The 19,950-nt window shown below is 42.8% G+C and carries 17 protein-coding genes; 8 read left to right on the top strand and 9 right to left on the bottom strand.

Translation table 11 applies throughout. The features are described 5' to 3' along the window. The first annotated feature begins 116 nt into the window (after window positions 1–116). Both L0665_RS00580 and L0665_RS00585 read left to right on the top strand, forming a co-directional pair. Entirely contained in the window at window positions 117–884 is a 768-nt protein-coding gene (locus L0665_RS00580) for a winged helix-turn-helix transcriptional regulator (protein ID WP_274923787.1), read from the top strand. Between the two features lie 640 nt (window positions 885–1,524). Further along, on the top strand, window positions 1,525–3,453 hold the full coding sequence (locus tag L0665_RS00585) for a PAS domain-containing sensor histidine kinase (RefSeq protein ID WP_274923788.1): 1,929 nt from the start codon (window positions 1,525–1,527) through the stop codon (window positions 3,451–3,453). Window positions 3,454–3,642: 189 nt separating this feature from the next. Here the strand turns inward: L0665_RS00585 and L0665_RS00590 are convergent, their stop codons facing one another. The 3 genes from L0665_RS00590 to L0665_RS00600 form a co-directional block, all read right to left on the bottom strand. Beyond that, window positions 3,643–3,804, bottom strand: coding sequence for a hypothetical protein (locus L0665_RS00590; RefSeq protein WP_274923789.1), 162 nt, complete (start codon window positions 3,802–3,804; stop codon window positions 3,643–3,645). A 99-nt stretch (window positions 3,805–3,903) separates the two neighbouring features. Beyond that, entirely contained in the window at window positions 3,904–4,851 is a 948-nt protein-coding gene (locus L0665_RS00595; protein ID WP_274923790.1) for an AEC family transporter, read from the bottom strand. A gap of 254 nt (window positions 4,852–5,105) precedes the next feature. Next, a complete protein-coding gene (locus tag L0665_RS00600; RefSeq protein WP_274923791.1) occupies window positions 5,106–5,273 on the bottom strand; it encodes a hypothetical protein in 168 nt (55 codons plus the stop codon). Window positions 5,274–5,458: 185 nt separating this feature from the next. On the opposite strand from L0665_RS00600, the gene L0665_RS00605 reads away from it, so the two are divergent. From L0665_RS00605 to L0665_RS00615, 3 genes are all read left to right on the top strand, one after another. Then, the gene (locus L0665_RS00605; RefSeq protein ID WP_274923792.1) at window positions 5,459–5,980 is read left to right on the top strand and encodes a DUF6653 family protein; all 522 of its coding nucleotides are present in this window, start codon (window positions 5,459–5,461) and stop codon (window positions 5,978–5,980) included. Between the two features lie 138 nt (window positions 5,981–6,118). After that, window positions 6,119–6,751, top strand: a complete 633-nt coding sequence (locus tag L0665_RS00610) for an ABC transporter ATP-binding protein (RefSeq protein ID WP_274923793.1) — start codon at window positions 6,119–6,121, stop codon at window positions 6,749–6,751. Window positions 6,752–6,754: 3 nt separating this feature from the next. Next, window positions 6,755–7,546 carry an ABC transporter permease gene (locus L0665_RS00615; RefSeq protein WP_274923794.1) on the top strand — a complete coding sequence of 264 codons (792 nt, stop codon included), beginning with the start codon at window positions 6,755–6,757 and terminating at the stop codon, window positions 7,544–7,546. Between the two features lie 51 nt (window positions 7,547–7,597). Here L0665_RS00615 and L0665_RS00620 read toward each other — a convergent pair whose 3' ends face one another. The 3 genes from L0665_RS00620 to L0665_RS00625 all read right to left on the bottom strand — a co-directional run bounded on the left by L0665_RS00620 (window position 7,598) and on the right by L0665_RS00625 (window position 9,678). Then, on the bottom strand, window positions 7,598–8,938 hold the full coding sequence (locus tag L0665_RS00620; protein WP_274923795.1) for a Fic family protein: 1,341 nt from the start codon (window positions 8,936–8,938) through the stop codon (window positions 7,598–7,600). Between the two features lie 281 nt (window positions 8,939–9,219). Continuing rightward, complete coding sequence (locus L0665_RS10810; RefSeq protein WP_420847038.1) at window positions 9,220–9,486, bottom strand: type II toxin-antitoxin system RelE family toxin; 267 nt, start codon at window positions 9,484–9,486, stop codon at window positions 9,220–9,222. A 6-nt stretch (window positions 9,487–9,492) separates the two neighbouring features. Then, window positions 9,493–9,678, bottom strand: a complete 186-nt coding sequence (locus L0665_RS00625; RefSeq protein WP_274923796.1) for a DUF7557 family protein — start codon at window positions 9,676–9,678, stop codon at window positions 9,493–9,495. A 253-nt stretch (window positions 9,679–9,931) separates the two neighbouring features. Here L0665_RS00625 and L0665_RS00630 point away from each other — a divergent pair, with 253 nt between their 5' ends. Continuing rightward, a complete protein-coding gene (locus L0665_RS00630) occupies window positions 9,932–11,431 on the top strand; it encodes a class I SAM-dependent DNA methyltransferase (RefSeq protein ID WP_274923797.1) in 1,500 nt (499 codons plus the stop codon). Next, a complete protein-coding gene (locus L0665_RS00635; protein ID WP_274923798.1) occupies window positions 11,428–12,618 on the top strand; it encodes a restriction endonuclease subunit S in 1,191 nt (396 codons plus the stop codon). Before L0665_RS00630 ends, L0665_RS00635 begins: the two co-directional genes overlap by 4 nt. A gap of 15 nt (window positions 12,619–12,633) precedes the next feature. On the opposite strand, the gene L0665_RS00640 is transcribed toward L0665_RS00635, so the two are convergent. After that, window positions 12,634–14,628, bottom strand: a complete 1,995-nt coding sequence (locus L0665_RS00640) for a hypothetical protein (protein WP_274923799.1) — start codon at window positions 14,626–14,628, stop codon at window positions 12,634–12,636. A gap of 302 nt (window positions 14,629–14,930) precedes the next feature. Between L0665_RS00640 and L0665_RS00645 the strand changes: the two genes are divergently transcribed. Beyond that, window positions 14,931–18,134, top strand: coding sequence for a DEAD/DEAH box helicase family protein (locus L0665_RS00645; RefSeq protein WP_274923800.1), 3,204 nt, complete (start codon window positions 14,931–14,933; stop codon window positions 18,132–18,134). 377 nt (window positions 18,135–18,511) lie between these two features. On the opposite strand, the gene L0665_RS00650 is transcribed toward L0665_RS00645, so the two are convergent. After that, window positions 18,512–18,781 (bottom strand): hypothetical protein, encoded by a 270-nt coding sequence (locus L0665_RS00650; protein WP_274923801.1) that lies wholly within the window; start codon window positions 18,779–18,781, stop codon window positions 18,512–18,514. Between the two features lie 233 nt (window positions 18,782–19,014). Then, window positions 19,015–19,887, bottom strand: coding sequence for an alpha/beta fold hydrolase (locus L0665_RS00655; protein ID WP_274923802.1), 873 nt, complete (start codon window positions 19,885–19,887; stop codon window positions 19,015–19,017). Between the last annotated feature and the right edge of the window lie 63 nt (window positions 19,888–19,950).

A 19,950-nucleotide genomic window follows, 5' to 3' on the forward strand; every position in this document is an offset into this window, starting at 1 on the left:
TCCCATGGGCGACTGGGAACTCAGGGTATATGGGAGAGAGGTTTTTGGATCATATGTCAGTTACTCATTGCGGTAATACCGACAAACTAATTACCTCGTTTTTTATACAGTATATTATGGATCTGAAAGGGACAATCATTGCAATCGTATGTATTGTAATCATTGCCTATGCCAATCAGGCCTCAGTGAATTCACACATTATTGTAACACCAAGTGCAGACCCCCCGGATCTCATGAGAGAAGATGTGGTGCATGTTCTCGAATGGTGGGAACTTCCGTTAAAATCTCATATCACCTCATTTATTGCAATAAATATCCCGATTCTGATACCGTTCGGAAGTCTCCTCGCAATACTATCGGGTGCTTTTCTCGGTGTTCGTCAGATTGAAAAGAAAAATATTCTGGAGAATGAACGGAGAACAAAAATATATGAGGAAATACAGAAAAATCCCGGCATAATAGCAACCGAAATGGAGACGGTAACCGGAATTAACCGCAGTTCCCTGCGGCACCATCTGGAAATCCTGGAACGGGAAGGCTTAATCATTTCCCAAAAAATAACGAAACAACGGCATTACTTTGAAAATCACCACAAATACAGCCAGGAATACCAGCTCGCCATGTCCATTCTGGACGGTGAGACCACCCGTAATATTTACAGCTATATAACCGCACATCCCGGCTGCACACAAAAGGATCTCTCGGCATATGCAAAGGTATCCGTTCCCACAATATCATGGCAGATTGATAAACTGCGTTCCGGCAATCTGGTAACAATAAAGAAAGAAAAGAGTTACCATCATTATTATCCCGAAGAGACGACGGAATTTTTTGTACCTGCGAAATCCGTCGGAGAGGCGGGCGAACATCTTCCCATTCTGTGATTCCATTTATGTCTAAAAACAGATGTACAAATCTGATGAAATCACCACCAGAAGTCATACGTGACAGTTTCATGTAGCTGATATTCCTCCTAAAAAATCCGGGTTCATATTCCGGGCGATGGGCACCGGACATGCTGTTTGCTCTTTCTCTTTAGTAGCTGCGGATTGCAATACCTTTCATTTTGGACAAAATTCATGTATCAGGTTAAGCAACGCATAAATAACCCCAAAAAGGCCCTGTACCCTGGAAAAATGCGTCCACACAGAAGGACGGAGCGGGCCTTTCTCAACCGAAGACAACCGGTAGATCCTCCCAAAAAACCTGTCAATCGCGACCGCCCAGTAGTTCGCAATTTACTGTATTTTTGGCAAATGAAAGGTATTTCATCCGTATTTTTTCAGCAGTAAATATGAACAGAAAATATGTCCGTTCTGCCCCCCGAATTTCCAAAAACGGGGTATCAAAGAGGGGGAATATGGTTGCAAAACAGTGGTGAGGATTATCCTGTTATTTCACCGTTAATTCAACGCATTTTATTCCTTCTTCAGCAGCGTAAAAATGATAGAGCAAATATATCCTGGAGCACCTGTGCCATTTAAATATAACCCATTTTAATTAACAGACACAGGAAAACAGGGAATGGGCCGACAAAACCAGAAAGATGATACAAAAGATCAGGGGGAGATTTCGCAGAAACGTGAAATCTGGATGGACGCTATCACCCACGGATCCCCTATCCCCCAGTTTGCGATAGACAGTGACCACCTGATTATCTACTGGAACAAAGCCCTTGAAATATACAGCGGCATAAAAGCAGAAGACGTTCTTGGAACAAACCGGCACCTGAATGCATTTTATCCGGATAAAAGACCATCTATGGCAGATTTACTGGTTGACGGGCAGGAAGACAAAATTTCTGAATTGTATACCGAAAAAGAGCGGGAAATACCGTTTATCGAAGGCACGTATGACAGAACCCGGTTTTTTCCGGGCATGGGAAAATCCGGAGTATGGCTCCATCTCACCGTTGCTGCCATAAGAGATGATTTGGGCAGGACAATCGGTGCCGTAGAAACGCTCGAAGATATCACCGAACTTAAAAAGACAGAGGAAAAACTCAGGGAAAACGAGGCATATATCCGGACAATCCTTGATAATCTCCCAATCGGTGTTGCGGTAAATTCTGTCGACCCGAATGTTTCATTTGAATATTTCAATGAAAATTTCCTCAAATATTACCGGACAACGAAAGAGGCTCTTCTAACAGTGGATGGTTTCTGGAATGAAGTGTATGAAGATCCGGTCTTTAGAGAGGAGCTCAGGCAAAGGGTACTTGGGGATTCTGCCAGCGGTGATCCCGATAAAATGCACTGGAAAGACATTCCTATAACCCGTTTTGGAGAAGAGACAACCTTCATCAGTGCGAGGAATATACCGATCCCCGGAAAACACCTTGTTATTTCAACAGTATGGGATGTGACCGAACGCAAAAGAGCGGAGGATAAGCTGAAAACAATCCAGATGAAGCTTACAGGAGCAATGGACCTGGCAAACATGGCGAACTGGGAATTCGATGCTGCAACGGGTATGTTTACCTTTGACGACTGGTTCTACGCTCTTTACGGCACGAGCGTGGAACGCGAAGGCGGCAACCATATGTCCGTAGAGGAATATGCCCAAAAATTTGTTCACCCGGATGACCAGCACTTAGTGGCTGAAGATGTGAAAAGAGCCATAGGGGCCACTAGCCCCGGGTACATATCAAAGTTGGATCACCGGATCATTCGCAGGGACGGTGAAATACGATATGTTGTTGTACGTTTGGGAATCATACAAGACAAAACGGGCAGGACCATCAAAATTCATGGTGCAACCCAGGACCTCACCATACGCAAAAAAGCGCAGGAAGCCCTGTTTATCGCAAATAAAAAACTCAATATGCTCTCATCCATAACACGGCACGACATCCTGAATCTGATTATGGTTGTCCGTGGTTATCTTGAATTGTCAGAGGATATCGAGGACAAAACCGTTCTGAAAGAATATATTTTAAAAGAGAAAGAAGCGGTTGATGCGATTCAGCATCAGATTGAGTTTACCGGATTTTATCAGGATATCGGAATGATGGAGCCAAAATGGCATAATCCCTCCAAAATTGTCGATGAGATTTCAGGATCACTGAATACTGAAGGTATTCAACTGGATAATTCACTGAAAGGAATTGAGATATTCGCTGATCCCTTAATCGAAAAGGTATTTTATAATCTGGTTGAAAACACCATCCGCCACGGGGGGCACGTAACCTCCATATCGGTATCTTACACGGAGACAGAGACAGGAATCATCATTACCTACCGCGACAACGGTGTTGGAATTAAAGACATTGCCCGGAATAAACTTTTTAAGAAAGGGTATGGTAAAAATACCGGGCTCGGGTTGTTTTTGTCACGTGAAATCCTCTCAATAACCGACAGCACCATTCAGGAGAACGGAAAGCCGGGAGAAGGTGTCAGATTCGAAATTACCTTCCCGAAAGGCAATTACCGGTTTATTGAGGATAACGATTAACCTGATATTTATATCCGGATTCCCTTCTCCATTCAGAAGGCGTCCAATCGGATATTTTATTGATACACACCCTGGGGGGATTCGGCACGATGAATTACGTATTATCCGGCACAGAGAATTTCATTCCCGGAACACTGGCTGAGAAAATAATTTGTTCCGGACAGTTTTCTTCCTTTGACATTGAAATACTCATCCGGTGATACTCTCAGGGGTGTCGCCTTTGAGAAGACATTGTGGTTTAATTGATATCAGGATGGCACTATTTATTCCCATATCTAAGATACCTGCCACACCACCTGCCGCCAATAATGCACAGAACGGTATATATGCCCCGAATATTTTCAAACCCATTTTTCTATATGGTACCAATAAACTGGTTTTAATCGACTGGTTTCCTGGTTTTTCCATGAATATTACCGGAACTCAGGAGGAGAGTGAAAAAAATCATGTTTAGGGAGAAAACATCATGATGAAAGGAAGAGTGAAAATACTGAAGATATATGTTGCAATGACCAGAACGGAAGCGAGCTCCCCGTCACATCCATACCGATCAGAAAGGACAGCTGCTATCATTCCGGACGGCATTGCAGTCTCAAGGACAAGGATATCAGTATCAACAATTGAGAGATTCAAAAATCCTGATATATACAGGGCTATCAGTGGTTGCAGGATAAGAGTCAGGACAACGGTAACACTTGCGAGAACAGCAATTTTTTTAAGAGGTATCCACTTGAGCATCAGTGCAATCCCGAGAGCAACAAAGACGACGAGGGACAGTGAGACCATATGGAGGATAGAAAGAATTCCGTCCCACACAGGATTTTTCACTCCTGCAAGGAAATAGGAGGCCACACAACCTGCTATCACGGCAATAAATATTGGAGATAGCAGATATGAACGGAGACTGGACCATGCCGAACCTTCTTCACTACCACCGAAGTACATTGCAATCATTACCCCAATTAAAAAAAGCGGGACGCCAACGCCCAGTTCACTGATCATGACAGCATCCGAGACAGCGCCGGCATTGCCGGAGAATATCTGGGTTATAAGTGCATATCCAAGTGTCGCAGAACTGCCAAATGCTGCGACAAGCATAAAAGCACCCATTTGGGGACGTTTTAGGTGGAAAAAACGACCAATAAGATAGGCAAGCCCAAGATGGCAGATAACGGCAGCCATCATGACAAGGACTGCAACCAGAATTTCTATACTCGGAGTCTGGGCAGCCAACGTGTAAAAAATCATAGCGGGGAGTGCGAAATCAGTTACCAGTTTCCCAAAAAGAGGTCTGTGTTGTTCGGCTATGATACCCTTGTGTTTTAACCAAAGACATATGCCTATCAGGCCGATCATGACTAAGACTGCCTGCATTGTCGAATATATTAGTCCATTCATGAGAGAAGCCGGTCCTGCTTTTTCCGGTTCGTGTGGAGGATTAAATAATCTATTTATTTATGTTCACGGACTGGCCTGCATGCTTCTTTCGCGGATTATTTTTTTAATGAAATAATCATTCCTTTTGAAATATCTCCCCCCACGGGATAGTATCGTTTAAAACAGACACACGATAAAAGACGCATTTTTGTATTTTACCAGACATCTGTGATTAATGATTCAAAAAAAACACAAACCCGTTCATTTACCCTATTTTATTCCTTCTTCAGCGTCCAGACAATAACGATGGAAAACATCAGGATGACAAAACAGGAGATATAAAATCCGGTTCCTGCTGCACCTGTTGCGATATTATAGATACTTGCAAGAATGGCAACAATACTTCCTGCGTAAATTACGAGTTCTCTTGGAGTATAGGTCATATAAGCTAATTCATGCCGTTTTTATTTATGGATGCCGTTAAAAATTGTATGAACCCAGACTTTTATAAAAGCGGACGGGAGCCGTAATCGAGAATTCACACACAGAAACGGCGTTTTGCTCATAGGAAAAAGCACGGTGATGTAACCGCAAGACATATTGTTACACCCATCAGAACTGAGCTCACGTGACAATAGAGCAAAAAATTGCCTCGTTTTTTCAGATGGATGATGAGACGTGGGCAAGGCATGCAAATCCGTTGAGTGTGTGGACCAGAACCACAACATTGCTTCTTCTCATCTTCGCGTTCTGGAGCCGTGTCTGGCTGGGTATGTGGTCGCTGGTTCCAATTGCCATTGCCATAATCTGGACGTGGATAAACCCACGGCTCTTTAAAAAACCAAAATCAACGGACAACTGGGCGTCCATGGGTGTGCTTGGTGAGCGTGTCTGGCTGAACAGAACTGAAATACCTATACCGAAGCATCATAGGCTTGTGCCGAATATTCTCTCGTCTCTCTCCGGCATCGGGGCATTATGTGTTATCTGGGGCGTATTTAGCCTCGAAATCTGGCCCACCCTGTTTGGTGCGGTTGTCGTTTATCTGAGCAAACTGTGGTTTTTGGACCGGATGGTATGGCTGTATCAGGATATGAAGGACGCAACACCTGAATACAATAGCTGGCTGTATGATACAGATAGAGAATGATGGATAGCAAAAAACGTGACACTGATCCCTATTGAAGATCATTACCTGAAGTGCAGATTGATGCATATGACAGGAAGTGAAACACATAACCCCTCATCCGTGAAATGATTCAACCTGACAAACAAGGGAGCAGCCACCATGGACGAAGAAATAATCAGATATGATAATGTATCCATCGTATTTGATGAAACAACCATAATAGAACATTTTTCCCTTCCCGTCAACAAAGGCGAGAAGGTCATACTTCGGGGGCCATCGGGGTCAGGAAAATCGACTCTTCTGAAGATGGCACAGGGATATGCCAGACCTGATACCGGCACGGTTTCGTACCGAAAGCACGCAATTGATGCTGAAACAGCATGGAAAATCCGGCAGGAGACAGCATATATCTCACAGGATACCGACATTGGCGAAGGAATTGTCAGGGACCTGATTGCAGGTGTCTTTACCTATGCATCAAACAAATCCCTTCCTTACGAGACTTCTCTGAATAAATATCTCGCTCTCTTCTCACTCGATGAAGCAACCCTTGACAAAGATTTCCGCACACTTTCCGGCGGGGAAAAACAGAGAATCGTGATAATAATATCACTCCTGCTGGAACGAACAATATTTTTCCTTGATGAAATCACCGCAGCACTGGACGGTCGGATGAAACAGCAGGTTGCAGACTACTTTCTCTCCCATAAGGACTGGACCGTGATTGCCATATCGCACGACGAAGCCTGGTACCGGGAAGGGTCCCGCATTATCCCTGTAGGAGGGAACTAAAAAATGACCACTCCTGTCATACACCTATCAGGAATTTTCTTTGCGTTTCTCCTGCTTGCAATTCCTGTATTTATTATGCATAAAACCCATCTTCCCATGGTGCGGGAGACGGTCTGGTCATTCCTTCGTATGTCCGTCCAGCTTGCACTTGCGGGACTATTCCTGACGGTGCTTTTTGAGTATAACAACCCCTTCTTAAATGTCCTCTGGCTGTGTGTCATGATCACCGTTGCAGCGTATGAGTCGGTGCGCAAACAGGAGTTAAATATCAAAAAACTCTATCTGCCGACCTTTGCTGCCTTCGTCATCGCCGTCACCCTCTCTCTCATCTATTTTGAGATACTTGTCCTCCAGGACGGAGGCCTATCTGAAGCAAGATATCTGATACCCATCGCCGGTATGCTCTTAGGCAACTCTCTCGGAGGGACAATCATCGCAGTATCCCTCTTCTATAATGACATTCGCAGAAATGAAAACCGCTACATCTCAGCGCTTTCATTTGGTGCCCAGCGAACAGAAGCACTCCTCCCGCATTTCAGGACCGCACTGAAGTCTGCCCTCAAACCATCTCTCGGGAATGTCGCCGTCATGGGAATTGTATTTCTCCCTGGCATGATGACCGGACAGCTCTTAGCAGGGCTCTCCCCGATGACTGCCATATCATACCAGATTGTGCTGATGGTCACGATTTATTCGACCACAACCGTCTGCGTCACGCTTGCGATTATTCTCACGTCCTACATCAGTTTTGATGGATTTGGGATGCTGAAAAAAGATATCTTTCTGAAGAAATGAGGGAATAATTTCTATAAACTACCCTCAGCCAACAGTATTTATCAAAACCCTCTACGATTTCATCTTCTGACTATTTTTTTCATTATTTTTCCACAGGGCACATCCTTCATTGAATATGAACATAAATTCCCTGCCTCGTTTCTCTTTTGTTATATAACCAAGATCTGCGAGATGCAAAAGGTCATTTCTGGCTGTCTGGTAGACTACGCCGTATGTCTCAACGATCTCTCTGATAGTAAAGAATTCTTCACTCCTCTCCATCATCTCCCTGAGGATTTCCGCCTGTCTCTGGTTGATATCTCTGATCGCTTTTATTATTGCTGTTGTCGTTTTCTGATCGCTCTGTTTATCTGTTATGTACAAGAGTAAATCTTCACGGGCGTTCCCGATGCACCTGATATTGTAGAGGATGAAGTAGGTAAGATCCATCTCATCATATTCGGTATGGAGATAGGCCAGGGCGTAATTTTTCTTAGATTTGAGAATTGTTCTTGATATAGGCATATATTCAAAGAGCCAGTATCCACGTGAGAGCACGAACCAGTAAAATATGCTTCTTGCTGTCCTGCCGTTGCCGTCTTCAAACGGGTGAATATAGCCAATGAGGAAGTGAAGAATGATCCCTTTGATTATGGGGTGAATGAATGTGCGGGAATCCTCTTCATCGGCGTTTGCAAACCGGCACAGTTCTTCTATCATGAGAGGAATTTCTGTGTGTTTGGGAGGGGTGTGGTGAACTGTTCCTGTTACCGGATCGGCGACGACAATCTCATCGTTTCTTCTGAATCGGCCGACTGAGGCATCTTCAAGGGTCTTCTCCGTAACTGTCCGGTGTATGGTAAGAATAAACTCCGGGGTAAGAGGCGAATCTTTCTGCTCTCTGATATACTGCATAGCCCGGTAATTGTTGACCACCATCTGCTCTGATTTATTCTCTGGTTTTGTGCCTTTTCTGAGCATTTCTTTCGCAGCTTTGTGGGTTGTCACCGCACCTTCAAGCATGGAGGAGGCAATGGCTTCTTCTCTCAGGGAATTGATGATGTACGACTCTTCCAGTCTGATTGTTTTATCCTGTATCCGTATGTTTCCTGAGAGGTACTGGTCAAAGATGTGCAGGCTTCGTGAGATCTCCGGGGTGGTTGAGTATCTGAGGATAAGGGAAGAGAAGGATATATTTTCATAGTGCATCTCCCTGAGTATCTTCATCAAAGCCCATGCCGCCTTTCTCTTCTCGGGATCGGTGATCCGATATTTTAGGTCGTCCCAGGCGAGGTAGCGGTTGTTATATTCCGTCACCTCTTTTATGAAATCCGGATCCTGTGGTATCTGGGTTATATTCCGGATACGTTTATTGTCCCATTCCGCAGGCGGTTTTTCAGGAAGTTTTTTCATGACAGTCTCACCCAAATACTAATTTAGTATATTTTAGTATTTAATTAGTATTTCGGGTGAGAAGGGTATCTCAAATACTAATTTAGTGTATTTTAGTATTTTGTTAGTATTTCGGATGAGAAGGGTATCTCAGATACTAATTTAGTGTATTTTAGTATTTTGTTAGTATTTTGGATGAGAAGGGCATATCAGATACTCATTTTGTGTATATTATTACGTTGTTTTTGAGGTGTCACTGGCACTCAAAGAACAGACAAAAAAGGAAGATGAAAATAATCTCCTTATCTTTTATATGCGGTTTTACGATCCGCTATCTTCAGCAATTTAATATCAGCACCATCTACATGGTAAAATATCCGGTAACTCCCTACTCTGAGCCGGTATTTTTTTGGAATCATATTCTGCAGGTGTTTTACATCTGCGTTGGGCCGGGGAGTGAGCGGGTCCGTTTTCAACTCTTTAAGGGCATCTTTGACTTTCTGTTTCGTTGCATTGTCAAGGTCAGAACGTTGTTTCCTGAATCGTTTGGTAGCCAGAAAAGAGTATATTCCATTTCAAATATCTTCCAGGTCTAAGGGTGTGAATTCTTCATTCTCCAAAATATCATTCAGTTCAGTATCAAGCCTTTTCGTGCAATAATAATGTAACAACCGGTCTACGATATCACTGTAAGACTCACCTTTACGGCCAATTTTTTTGAGTTCCTGTTTGGTCTCATTATTCACGGTGATGGTTGGCATAACCAATATTGTGACACCCGTAATTATAGTATTTCTGAACGTGCAAATCGAGCCTGTCCAGTCAACAGTCTCAAAAATAATAGACCAAATCCTTTTTTTCAGCTACGGGAGGGAACAGACATTACATCCAGTGGCACTCTCGCATTCATGGTATCATTATTTCAAATCCTAATGCGGATTCCAATTTTTGAGGTGCAGATGTTCCGACATGGTTCGTCATGATTATTCAGTCTGACGGCACACCATTCATACAATGATTACTGGTGAACTGAGGAATAAGGTCGATAGTCTGTGGGAGATGTTCTGGACGGGAGGTCTGACCAACCCTCTGGACGTTATTGAGCAGATTACCTATCTGATGTTTATCCGTGATATTGATGAGGCGGACAGGGTTCGGGGGAAGGAATGCCTGATGCTTGATGCGCCGTTTGAGAGTTTATTTCCGGAAGATAAGGAGATTCTGCGATGGTCGGTGTTTCGGGATCTGTCTGCACCGAAGATGTATGATGTGATGCAGGCCGAGGTATTTCCGTTTATTAAAAATCTGCATTCGGATACGAAGAGTGCCTATGCAAAATACATGGGAGATGCGATCTTTAAGATTCCGACACCCCTGCTTCTGGAAAAGATTGTAACAGCACTTGACGAGATGGATCTCTCCGATCGTGATGTCAGAGGCGATCTGTATGAGTATCTGCTCTCAAAGATTGCAACAGCAGGGACGAACGGTCAGTTCAGGACACCGCGTCACATCATCAGGATGATGGTTGAACTGCTTGCTCCTGGGCCTGAGGATATCATCTGTGATCCGGCGTGCGGTACATCCGGTTTTCTTGTCTGCGCCGGGGAATATATTCTGGAAAACCACCGCGATGATATATGGTACAATCCAAAGGTGAAGGAACACTATCATAATAAGATGTTTTTCGGCTACGATATGGACAGGACGATGCTTCGTATCGGTGCAATGAACCTGATGTCGCACGGGATCACGAATCCGAATATTGCATACCGCGATAGTTTATCAGAGCAGAATCCTGATGCTGACACGTACTCCGTCATTCTCACCAATCCACCGTTTAAGGGATCGTTGGACTACGATATTGTCTCAGCAGATCTTCTGAAAGTGGCAAAAACGAAGAAGACGGAGCTTCTGTTTCTTTCCCTCTTTGTCAGAATGTTAAAAGTCGGAGGACGCTGTGCTGTTATCGTTCCCGACGGTGTTCTGTTCGGCTCATCCAAGGCACACAAGGCAGTCCGAAAGATGCTGATTGAAGAGCAGAGGCTTGAGGCGGTAATCTCGATGCCGTCCGGTGTGTTCAAGCCGTATGCCGGAGTATCAACGGCCGTTTTAATCTTTACCAAGACGAATGCAGGCGGAACAGACAAGGTCTGGTTCTATGATATGCAGGCCGACGGATATACGCTCGACGACAAGCGTGCACCCACATCCAAAAATGATATTCCTGATATTATAACGCGTTTCCATTCACTGGAACGTGAAAGTGAAATCGAAAACGAAGGCAAAAACGAAAGCGAAGGTGAGGATACCCGTGAGAGAACAGAGAAGAGTTTCTGTGTGCCAAAGGATGAGATCATAGAGAACGGCTATGATCTCTCGATAAATAAGTACAAGAAGATAATCTACGAGGTGATCGAGTACCCGGCACCCCGCGAGATTCTTGCAGAGATACGGGCACTGGAAACGGAGATCACCAAAGGGATTGATGAGCTTGAGGGGATGCTTGAGTGAGTAATGAAACAGGTTGCAAAGTAGTATCTATGAAGGATATTGCCATTGGTAACTTGGAATATGGTTCAGGAGCATCTGCGATAGAATATGACAATAAAACTCGTTATGTCCGCATAACTGATATTGCTGAATCAGGGAAACTCAATGATAAAGCAGTTTCTCCGAGTATTATTGAGAATAAATATGAATTAAAAGAAGGTGACCTTTTATTTGCGAGAAGTGGCGCAACAGTTGGTAAAACATATTTATACAACCAAACAGATGGCTGTTGCATATATGCTGGTTACTTAATCCGATTAGTCCCAAACCAAAAAGTAATTTTTCCAAAATATCTCTATTATTTTACAAAATCATCGGACTATAAATTATTTGTTGAGAATAATATGAGAGTGGTTGCACAACCAAATATTAATGCAAAACAATACGGCAATCTCACAATTCCCCTCCCCCCACTTGAAGAACAGCGCCGGATTGCAGATGCACTTGACTTGGCCTCGTCACTGATTGAGAAGAGGAAAAAACAGATTGAACTTCTGGATACCCTTGCAAAGAGCCTTTTTATTGAGATGTTTGGCGATCCGGTGACGAATCCGATGGGGTGGGATATTTGTACGATAAACACTGTCATTGATTCCTTAATTGCAGGTTGGAGTATAAATGGTGAACAAAGAAAACTCAAAGAAGGAGAAAAAGCCGTTTTAAAAGTGAGCGCTGTTACACAAGGCTATTTCAATGAAAATGAGTATAAGGTGATCGATCAAAAACAAAAAATAAAAAAATATATCTATCCTCAAAAAGGTGATTTACTATTTAGTCGTGCTAATACACGTGAAATGGTTGGTGCAACCTGTCTGATATTTAAGGACTATCCAGACTTGATTTTACCAGATAAATTATGGAAAATTCGGTTTGTTTCATCAGCAAATATGGTCTATATGAAATATGTTCTAAGCCACCAATCCATAAGAAATCAACTTTCAAATCAATCAACTGGATCAAGTGGATCAATGTATAACGTATCAATGAAAAAATTGAAAGAGATAATTATTCCTCTGCCTCCTATATCGCTCCAAACTAAATTTGCTGAATTTGTGAAATCATTAGAAAACCAAAAATTCCTCCTCCAAAATGGTCTGGAAAAGCTGGAGATGAATTACAACGCCCTAATGCAGAAATATTTTTTGTAAACAATAATCTCAAAACTATTGTTCAATTCCCAATTTTATAAAGAACATTTTATTGCGCTTTCTTGCATCTGCAATCAGTTTATCGTAAGATAATATTTCCACATGGGCATTGTAATTTTTGTTATAGGTATAATATCCAAGTTCTCCTGAAAGCTGAGTGAAACTACTTTCTGTTACATCTTCAATAATTTTTTTCGTGATATCACAGATTACATAACAATAATACTGAGTTTTCTCATCTGTACTAATAGGTCTTGAATTAGGTTTATTTGGGAAAGTCTTGTCATTAATACGTCTAATATATCTATATATTTGCTTAGTCGGGGACTCATCTAAATTTTTACGTTGAGGTCGTTTGAACTCTAAAATAGTCACAGTTCTTGCAATTCTGTTATCATCCAGATTTGAACAAACAAGAACATCAGGACGTTCATTTGAGGATTTTGTATCTATTGTATCAACAATCATATCTGAAGAGGCATAAGCATGAAATGCCAAACGATCATCAATGACCCAGAGATTTTGTGTGTCCTCGGGAATATCATCAGAGGTAGCATTTCTTGGAAATATTGCATCATGCAGAATATCTTCACGACAGAATTTTCCATTCTCATCGGAATACAATGATTTTTCGATGTAATCCAAAAGCATTTTCCGGTGAATAATATAACCTGCAAGATCGTCTTTATTGACAGATTCAAGAAGTTCAGGAATATCATCATCTAAATTTTTTAGCCCTTCGGCTCTTTTTCCTAATATTCTTTGATTATCATCATGTAATTTTTGTTCAATTGAAGCCTTGTAGCTATATAGAACCTGATTCAGTTTCTCTTTGTTTATATCAATAGAAATATCTTCAATAATATTATCAGAACAGTATTTGACCACAGTTCGAAGAGTTGGATTTTCTTCTGCAACATATTTTTCAATCAAATCCTTTTTTCTGATAATAACTTCATCAACAATATCCTTCAAATGTGCTTTGACAGCATCCGTTATTGTATTTTTGAGCTCTTCCAGTGATGGTTCGTCTAATGGAGTATCAAGCCTTCTTTGGTCGGGAATATCAAAGTTTATTCTCGTCAGACTAACGTGATCATTCAAATATTGACCACTAACATATGCCGCATATATGTATTTTTTATTATCAGAATCAGACAAGTCCGTTCCAAGTAATTTATTCAAATTTTCTTCGAGAACATCCCTGTTATCGGCACAATATACAATTTTGTGCATTTGACGAGTAGAATCATAAAGTCGGACATGGGTTAATTTAAAAGAGTGTTCCTTCCAGTTTAGATCCTCATACTCAATATGATCTTTAATTATTTGATATTCTGAATTGAGATCATATTTTTCACGTCCTTCAACACCTTTCATATCCTGAACTATTATTTTAGGAGCAGAATTGTTGATATAATAAGACAAACAGTATTCCAATATCCTCCGGGCAATTGTCTTAGTTTTTTTGTAGGCACTGTCTTTTAGGCGATATTCCTCATTGAAATTATTTAATGTAATAATTGTGCGTAATTCACCATTTTCAGATATGAGTTCCTCTTCATTGTCAATTCCAGTAATATTAAAGTTAAATTGTCTACTATAAACAGTATCTTTTTGAACATATGTACTGTCAATATTAATATGATCAAAAGTCTTCAGCCATAGGAAACGCCCGACACCTTTACATCCTTTATCATATTTGTATGAGGTATATGCGGTTGTAAATGACTCAAAATTCTTATAATTAAAACCAACTCCATTGTCTTCTATCTCAAATCCAACAATAGGAAATTCAGAACGATCTGCCTCTAAGCGCTTTTGTTCAATATCTCTAAGGATGGTTATTGTTATCTCCCCTTCAGTAAGATTCCCAGATTCCTCAATTGACTGAATAGAATTTACAACAGCTTCAAACAAGGGAAGAAGAGCTTCTCCTTCAGATAATTTAAGATTCCTAACAATTCCTTTGATATCAACCCCAAATCCATTCGTATTTTTATCCTCCACAGACAACCAACCCCATTTTTAAAACAATATATATATTTACATAAATCATGTGACTAGATAATAATCCCTATTCGTTCAAAGATAAAGAAAAATTAACCCAGATAAAAATACCATGCTATCGCAAAATGCGATACCACATCCAAAAGAATGAGTTCCACCAGATTCGTTAACCTGTTAACAAGTCTCACTAAACCCGTCGAATTCGACGGGTTTAATGCATCTCTTTAACACTGGCCCAATAACCCATCTTTTAAATCATTTAAATTCAGAATATACTTTATACTTATATACCCCCCACAAAAATGACCGCAAACTTCTCATTTCTTACTGCAACAACTGCAACAACAGCAAAAACAAAAACAATCCCTCTGTCACTGACAGAAGCAGCTAATGCCGCCGAGAATTCGTTTCCTGTCGGGCCTGCCATCTGCACACTTGCCTCCCGTCGTGCCCTTGAAATTGGAGTCAGGCACATATTTGCTACCGAAAATATACCTTCTTCTGAATACGATACCCTGTCCGACTGCATCCACAACCGGGACTTTCGTTCTCTTACCGGAAATGCACTCTTCACCAAAATAAACTATATCAGAAAGACGGCAAATAACGCTGCACACACAGGGGACGCAATAACACCCGCACAGGCAATAACCGCCCTTGCAAACCTTCATGCCTTTTTTGTGTTTCTTGCTGAACGAAGCGGAAACAAAACGCACGTTCCGTCCTTCTCACCCGCGTTAATCCCCGGAAACAAGAACCCCGAAACCTACACTGAATACGAAACCCGCCGTGCATATATTGACACCATGCTCCTTGACGCAGGCTGGGAGCCCGGCAAAAACTGGATCAACGAATACGAAATCACCGCGATGCCCAACAAAAGCAACTGCGGGTTTGCCGACTACGTCCTCTTTGACACCGATGGGAAACCGCTTGCCGTCATCGAAGCCAAGAAGACCAGCATTGACATCTCCAAAGGACGGCAGCAGGCAGTTCTCTATGCCGACAACCTGGAAGAACGCTTTGGACAACGGCCGATACTATTTCTTTCAAACGGCTACGAGACAAAAATATGGGACGACCTTCACTACCCGGAACGCCTGGTATCAGGCATATACTCACTCCGTGACCTCCAGAAAGAGTTCAACAAAAACAGAATAAAACACCCTCTCAAAGGCATCATCCCTGACCCGAAAATTACCGACCGCTACTACCAGATACAGGCAGTACAGTCCGTCTGTGAAACAATCGATGAGAAAAACCAGAGAAAAGCCCTCCTTGTCATGGCAACCGGCAGCGGGAAGACACGAACTGTCATCTCCATTGTTGATGTCCTCACCCAAAACAACTGGGCAAAAAACGTCCTCTTCTTAACAGACAGAACGGCCCTTATCATACAGGCAAAACGAAGCTTCAGTGCAAACCTCCCTGACCTCTCCCTCTGCAACCTGGTAGAAGACAAAACTCAGGCAAACGCACGAATCATATTCTCAACCTACCAGACAATCGCAAACGCAATCGATGATGCAAAGACCGACGAAGGAAAACGCCTCTACACCCCCGGACACTTTGACCTTATCATCATAGACGAAGCCCACCGGAGTATCTACAACAAATACCGGGACATCTTCTCATACTTCGATGCACTCTTAATCGGCCTCACCGCAACACCAAAAGATGAAATTGACCGAAACACCTACCAGCTCTTCAACCTCCCGTCCGGCATCCCAACCTTCGGTTACGAACTCAGTCAGGCAGTAGCGGATGGCTACCTCGTCCCCTACCAAACCGTCATTACCAACCTCAAATACCTCCAGAATGGCATCACCTACGCCGATCTCAGCGATGAGGAACAGGCACAATACGAAGATACCTTCACTGACACCGACGGAAACCTCCCCGAAACCATACAAAGCAGTGCCATAAACACCTGGGTCTTTAACAAAGACACCATACGAAAGGCCCTGCACATTCTGATGAACGAAGGAATAAAAATCGAATCCGAGAGCAAAATCGGAAAAACAATTATCTTTGCCAAAAGCCACGCCCACGCTGAAAAAATTCTTGAAGTCTGGAACGAACAGTACCCGCACTACCCCTCACACTATTGCAGAATCATTGATAACTACACCAACTACGCACAGAGCCTGATTGACGACCTCTCAACACCGGATAAATTCCCGCAGATAGCAGTCTCGGTTGACATGCTCGACACCGGTATTGACATCCCGGAAATCCTTAATCTTGTATTCTTCAAAAAAGTCCTGAGCAAAGGGAAATTCTGGCAGATGATCGGACGCGGGACACGCACCTGCAAAGGACTCATTGATGGAAACGATAAGACCTGTTTTTCCATATTCGACTTCTGTTCAAACTTTGCATTCTTCAATGTCAATGCAAACGGCGTCAGTGGAAAATTCACGCTCCCGGTTCAGTCACGGCTCTTTGCAATACGGCTCGAAATCATACGGGCACTCCAGAACATTGACTACCAGACACCAGAACTGACGACATTCAGACAACAGCTGGTAACAGAACTCACCGAAAAAGTAAACCAGCTCAACCGCGACAACTTCGCCGTAAAACAGCACCTTGCATCCGTTGATAAATTCAAAACACCGGATGCCTTCACTTCCCTGAATGAACTGGACATGTACGAAATAACCGAGCATATCGTCCCCCTGATAACGCCTGAGGCCGACGAAATAACCGCAGTCACCTTTGATGAACTCATATACCACATCGAATGTGCCACCCTTACCAATAAACCCTGGAGAAAAGCAAAGCGGGAACTAATGAAAAAAGCAGACCGGCTTTCAAACTTCGCAAATATCCCTGAAATCAAAGAAAAAAGCCTGTTAATCAGAAAAATCCGTGACGGTTCATACCTTGATGATGCAGACATACATGACTTTGAACAGATCAGAACAGAACTTCGGGACCTGATGAAATACCTGAAGGGCGACAAGAAAATCATCTATACCATAGATCTTGATGATGAAATTCTCGTCCATGAAAAAACAACTCCCTACCTCACGGGCAACGAACTCAGAAACTACCGGGAACGGGTTGAAGAATACCTCATTCGCCATCAGGACACTCCCACAATCCGGAAACTCAAAACCAATAACGCCATAATACAAACAGACCTGGACGAACTTGCACATATTCTCTGGGAAGAACTCGGATCAAAAGACGAATATGCAAATGAGGCAGGCGACCTTGCCCTTGGAGAGTTCATCAGAAGCATAGCCGGAATCGAAAAAGATGCAGTAAATACCGCATTCTCCGAATACATCAGCAGTGCAAACCTTGACTTCCGGCAGATAGATTTCGTCAAAAAAATCATCGATTATATCGCCATAAACGGACTCATGAAGGATAAAGGAGTATTGATGGAATCACCCTTCACCGATGCCGGAAGTATCTCTGAAATCTTTGATATGACGGACATTATTACCATCAGAAACATCATCGACGGTATCAACAAAAACGCCGTGGCATAATTGAAAATAGTCACATTATACAACATCCCGTTTGTCTGGCTCCCGCGGGATGCTCACGGTGAAGGGGTCTTTGCACTATTTTTCCGATACCGATACTTTCACTATTTTACCAAAAATTCACCACCAAAGTGAAAACAAAGAGGCTCAAAACAAAGCCCGTATTGATGCTTATTCTTTAAATAAGTACAGTATATAGAGAAATGTACAGATAGTAAGGGAAGTTTTCATGACTCAGCGGGAACACACAGCATACCCGATACTTGCAGTGTTTCGGGTCTGTGTCTCTGTGAATCCGGATGTGGTGAAAATGAAAACGTGAGTTATACATACACACAGGAATTGTCAAATAACGACCACGCTGAGCATCATTTACCCTATCAACAGGGAATAAAGGCAAGAAATACGTGTGTAATTGTGAAAACAACCAGCCGGATGTCTGACTCTTCAAACGGTCCGGGAGGTTTTGTCCCGGTATGAAGCATTGTTGATTCATCACTCCCAACTGCCCTGTCCATAAAGGGCGGAAATTGTGCCGACACTGTCGGCACAATCTGTGGAACGACCGGGAAACACCGGAAAGAAACAGTCACATAGAAGGCACCTGTTGCAGGTGCTGTTTCTCTCCTGTCTCCATACTGTTTTTCCACCGATCCAAAAAGAATAAAAAAAGTATATTCAGTTCTCAACTCTCACGGAAGAGTTGTCACAATATTTTCCCGGTTTAATATCCGGGTCATAAACCCTATTCCTCCCAACAGAAGAATGCCCAGAATAAACATAGCTCCCACGACAGCAAGCAGACATGACAAACACTCCTTCCGTCACCAGACCGTCAAAAACGGAGATCACCGCAATAAACCCGATAATCAGAGAACGATAGTTATTCCAGAAATGGTAAAATATGCGTGTTTACCAGTGAAGGCTGTTCCATTGAGACCAGATGGCCTGCATTCGGGACCAGTTTTGTTTCTACGTTCGGTATCAGTTGATTGACTTTTTCTATGGCAGCGACGGGATCATAAATAATCTCATTTTCACCGACAATAAACAGTGTTGGAACATTGATTCTGCTGAGCTCAGCCTCACTGAAGACGTTGGTAAAAATGCTTTCCTTAGGGTCAGCGTAGCGAAAATGTTTTACCCCACTTGCAAATTGCCTGGCAAACAATTCGTTTGGGTGAAAACCCTTGGTAAAAAAACTCTGAAACGGGTTCGGTTTGATGGGTAAATAAGGGAGCAGACGGAGCAATAAGAGCACCGGCCAGCTGAACGGCAGAATGGAAGCTCCGGGTGCAAGAGCGACAATTTTGGTAACGTTATCCGGGAAAAATAAAGAAAAATTGAGCGTATGCCACCCCCCATATGATAACCCGGCGATATTCGTTTTCTTTAAACCCAAACCCTGCATTACCTCGCCCAGCCAGTTAGCGCAATCCTCCCTGTCTCTGAGTAACCGGGACTGGCGGCTTTTTCCCGGTTCACCAATGATATCGACAGCATAAACACGATAGGCACTGCTTAAGGCGCCGATGTTTGGAAGCCACATCGTGGAGCTTACCCCACAGGCATGCAGCACAAGCAGTGGTGGCGACCCTTTCATTCCGCTCGTGATGACATGGGTCGTTCCGAAGCTGGTCATTATATCACGTTCTTCATACGGTACTGGCCACAGTTTCAGAACAGCATCATAGGTTAATAGATACTCGGCTTCACCTTTTGAGCTTTTAAAAGAGGCTAATTGGCTGGACATCATAACACTTTCAGATTTCTGGAAGATGTCATGTGGCAGGATATATAATTTTGGCTTCGGAATGTT

It is taken from the genome of Methanogenium marinum (genome assembly GCF_028912405.1).
GTDB lineage: Archaea > Halobacteriota > Methanomicrobia > Methanomicrobiales > Methanomicrobiaceae > Methanogenium > Methanogenium marinum.

Coding starts and splice junctions, on each gene's coding strand:
- L0665_RS00580 (WP_274923787.1), top strand. CDS start 117: ATGGATCTGAAAGGGACAATCATTGCAATCGTATGTATTGTAATCATT.
- L0665_RS00585 (WP_274923788.1), top strand. CDS start 1,525: ATGGGCCGACAAAACCAGAAAGATGATACAAAAGATCAGGGGGAGATT.
- L0665_RS00590 (WP_274923789.1), bottom strand. CDS start 3,804: ATGGGTTTGAAAATATTCGGGGCATATATACCGTTCTGTGCATTATTG.
- L0665_RS00595 (WP_274923790.1), bottom strand. CDS start 4,851: ATGAATGGACTAATATATTCGACAATGCAGGCAGTCTTAGTCATGATC.
- L0665_RS00600 (WP_274923791.1), bottom strand. CDS start 5,273: ATGACCTATACTCCAAGAGAACTCGTAATTTACGCAGGAAGTATTGTT.
- L0665_RS00610 (WP_274923793.1), top strand. CDS start 6,119: ATGGACGAAGAAATAATCAGATATGATAATGTATCCATCGTATTTGAT.
- L0665_RS00615 (WP_274923794.1), top strand. CDS start 6,755: ATGACCACTCCTGTCATACACCTATCAGGAATTTTCTTTGCGTTTCTC.
- L0665_RS00620 (WP_274923795.1), bottom strand. CDS start 8,938: ATGAAAAAACTTCCTGAAAAACCGCCTGCGGAATGGGACAATAAACGT.
- L0665_RS00625 (WP_274923796.1), bottom strand. CDS start 9,678: ATGCCAACCATCACCGTGAATAATGAGACCAAACAGGAACTCAAAAAA.
- L0665_RS00630 (WP_274923797.1), top strand. CDS start 9,932: ATGATTACTGGTGAACTGAGGAATAAGGTCGATAGTCTGTGGGAGATG.
- L0665_RS00645 (WP_274923800.1), top strand. CDS start 14,931: ATGACCGCAAACTTCTCATTTCTTACTGCAACAACTGCAACAACAGCA.
- L0665_RS00655 (WP_274923802.1), bottom strand. CDS start 19,887: ATGATGTCCAGCCAATTAGCCTCTTTTAAAAGCTCAAAAGGTGAAGCC.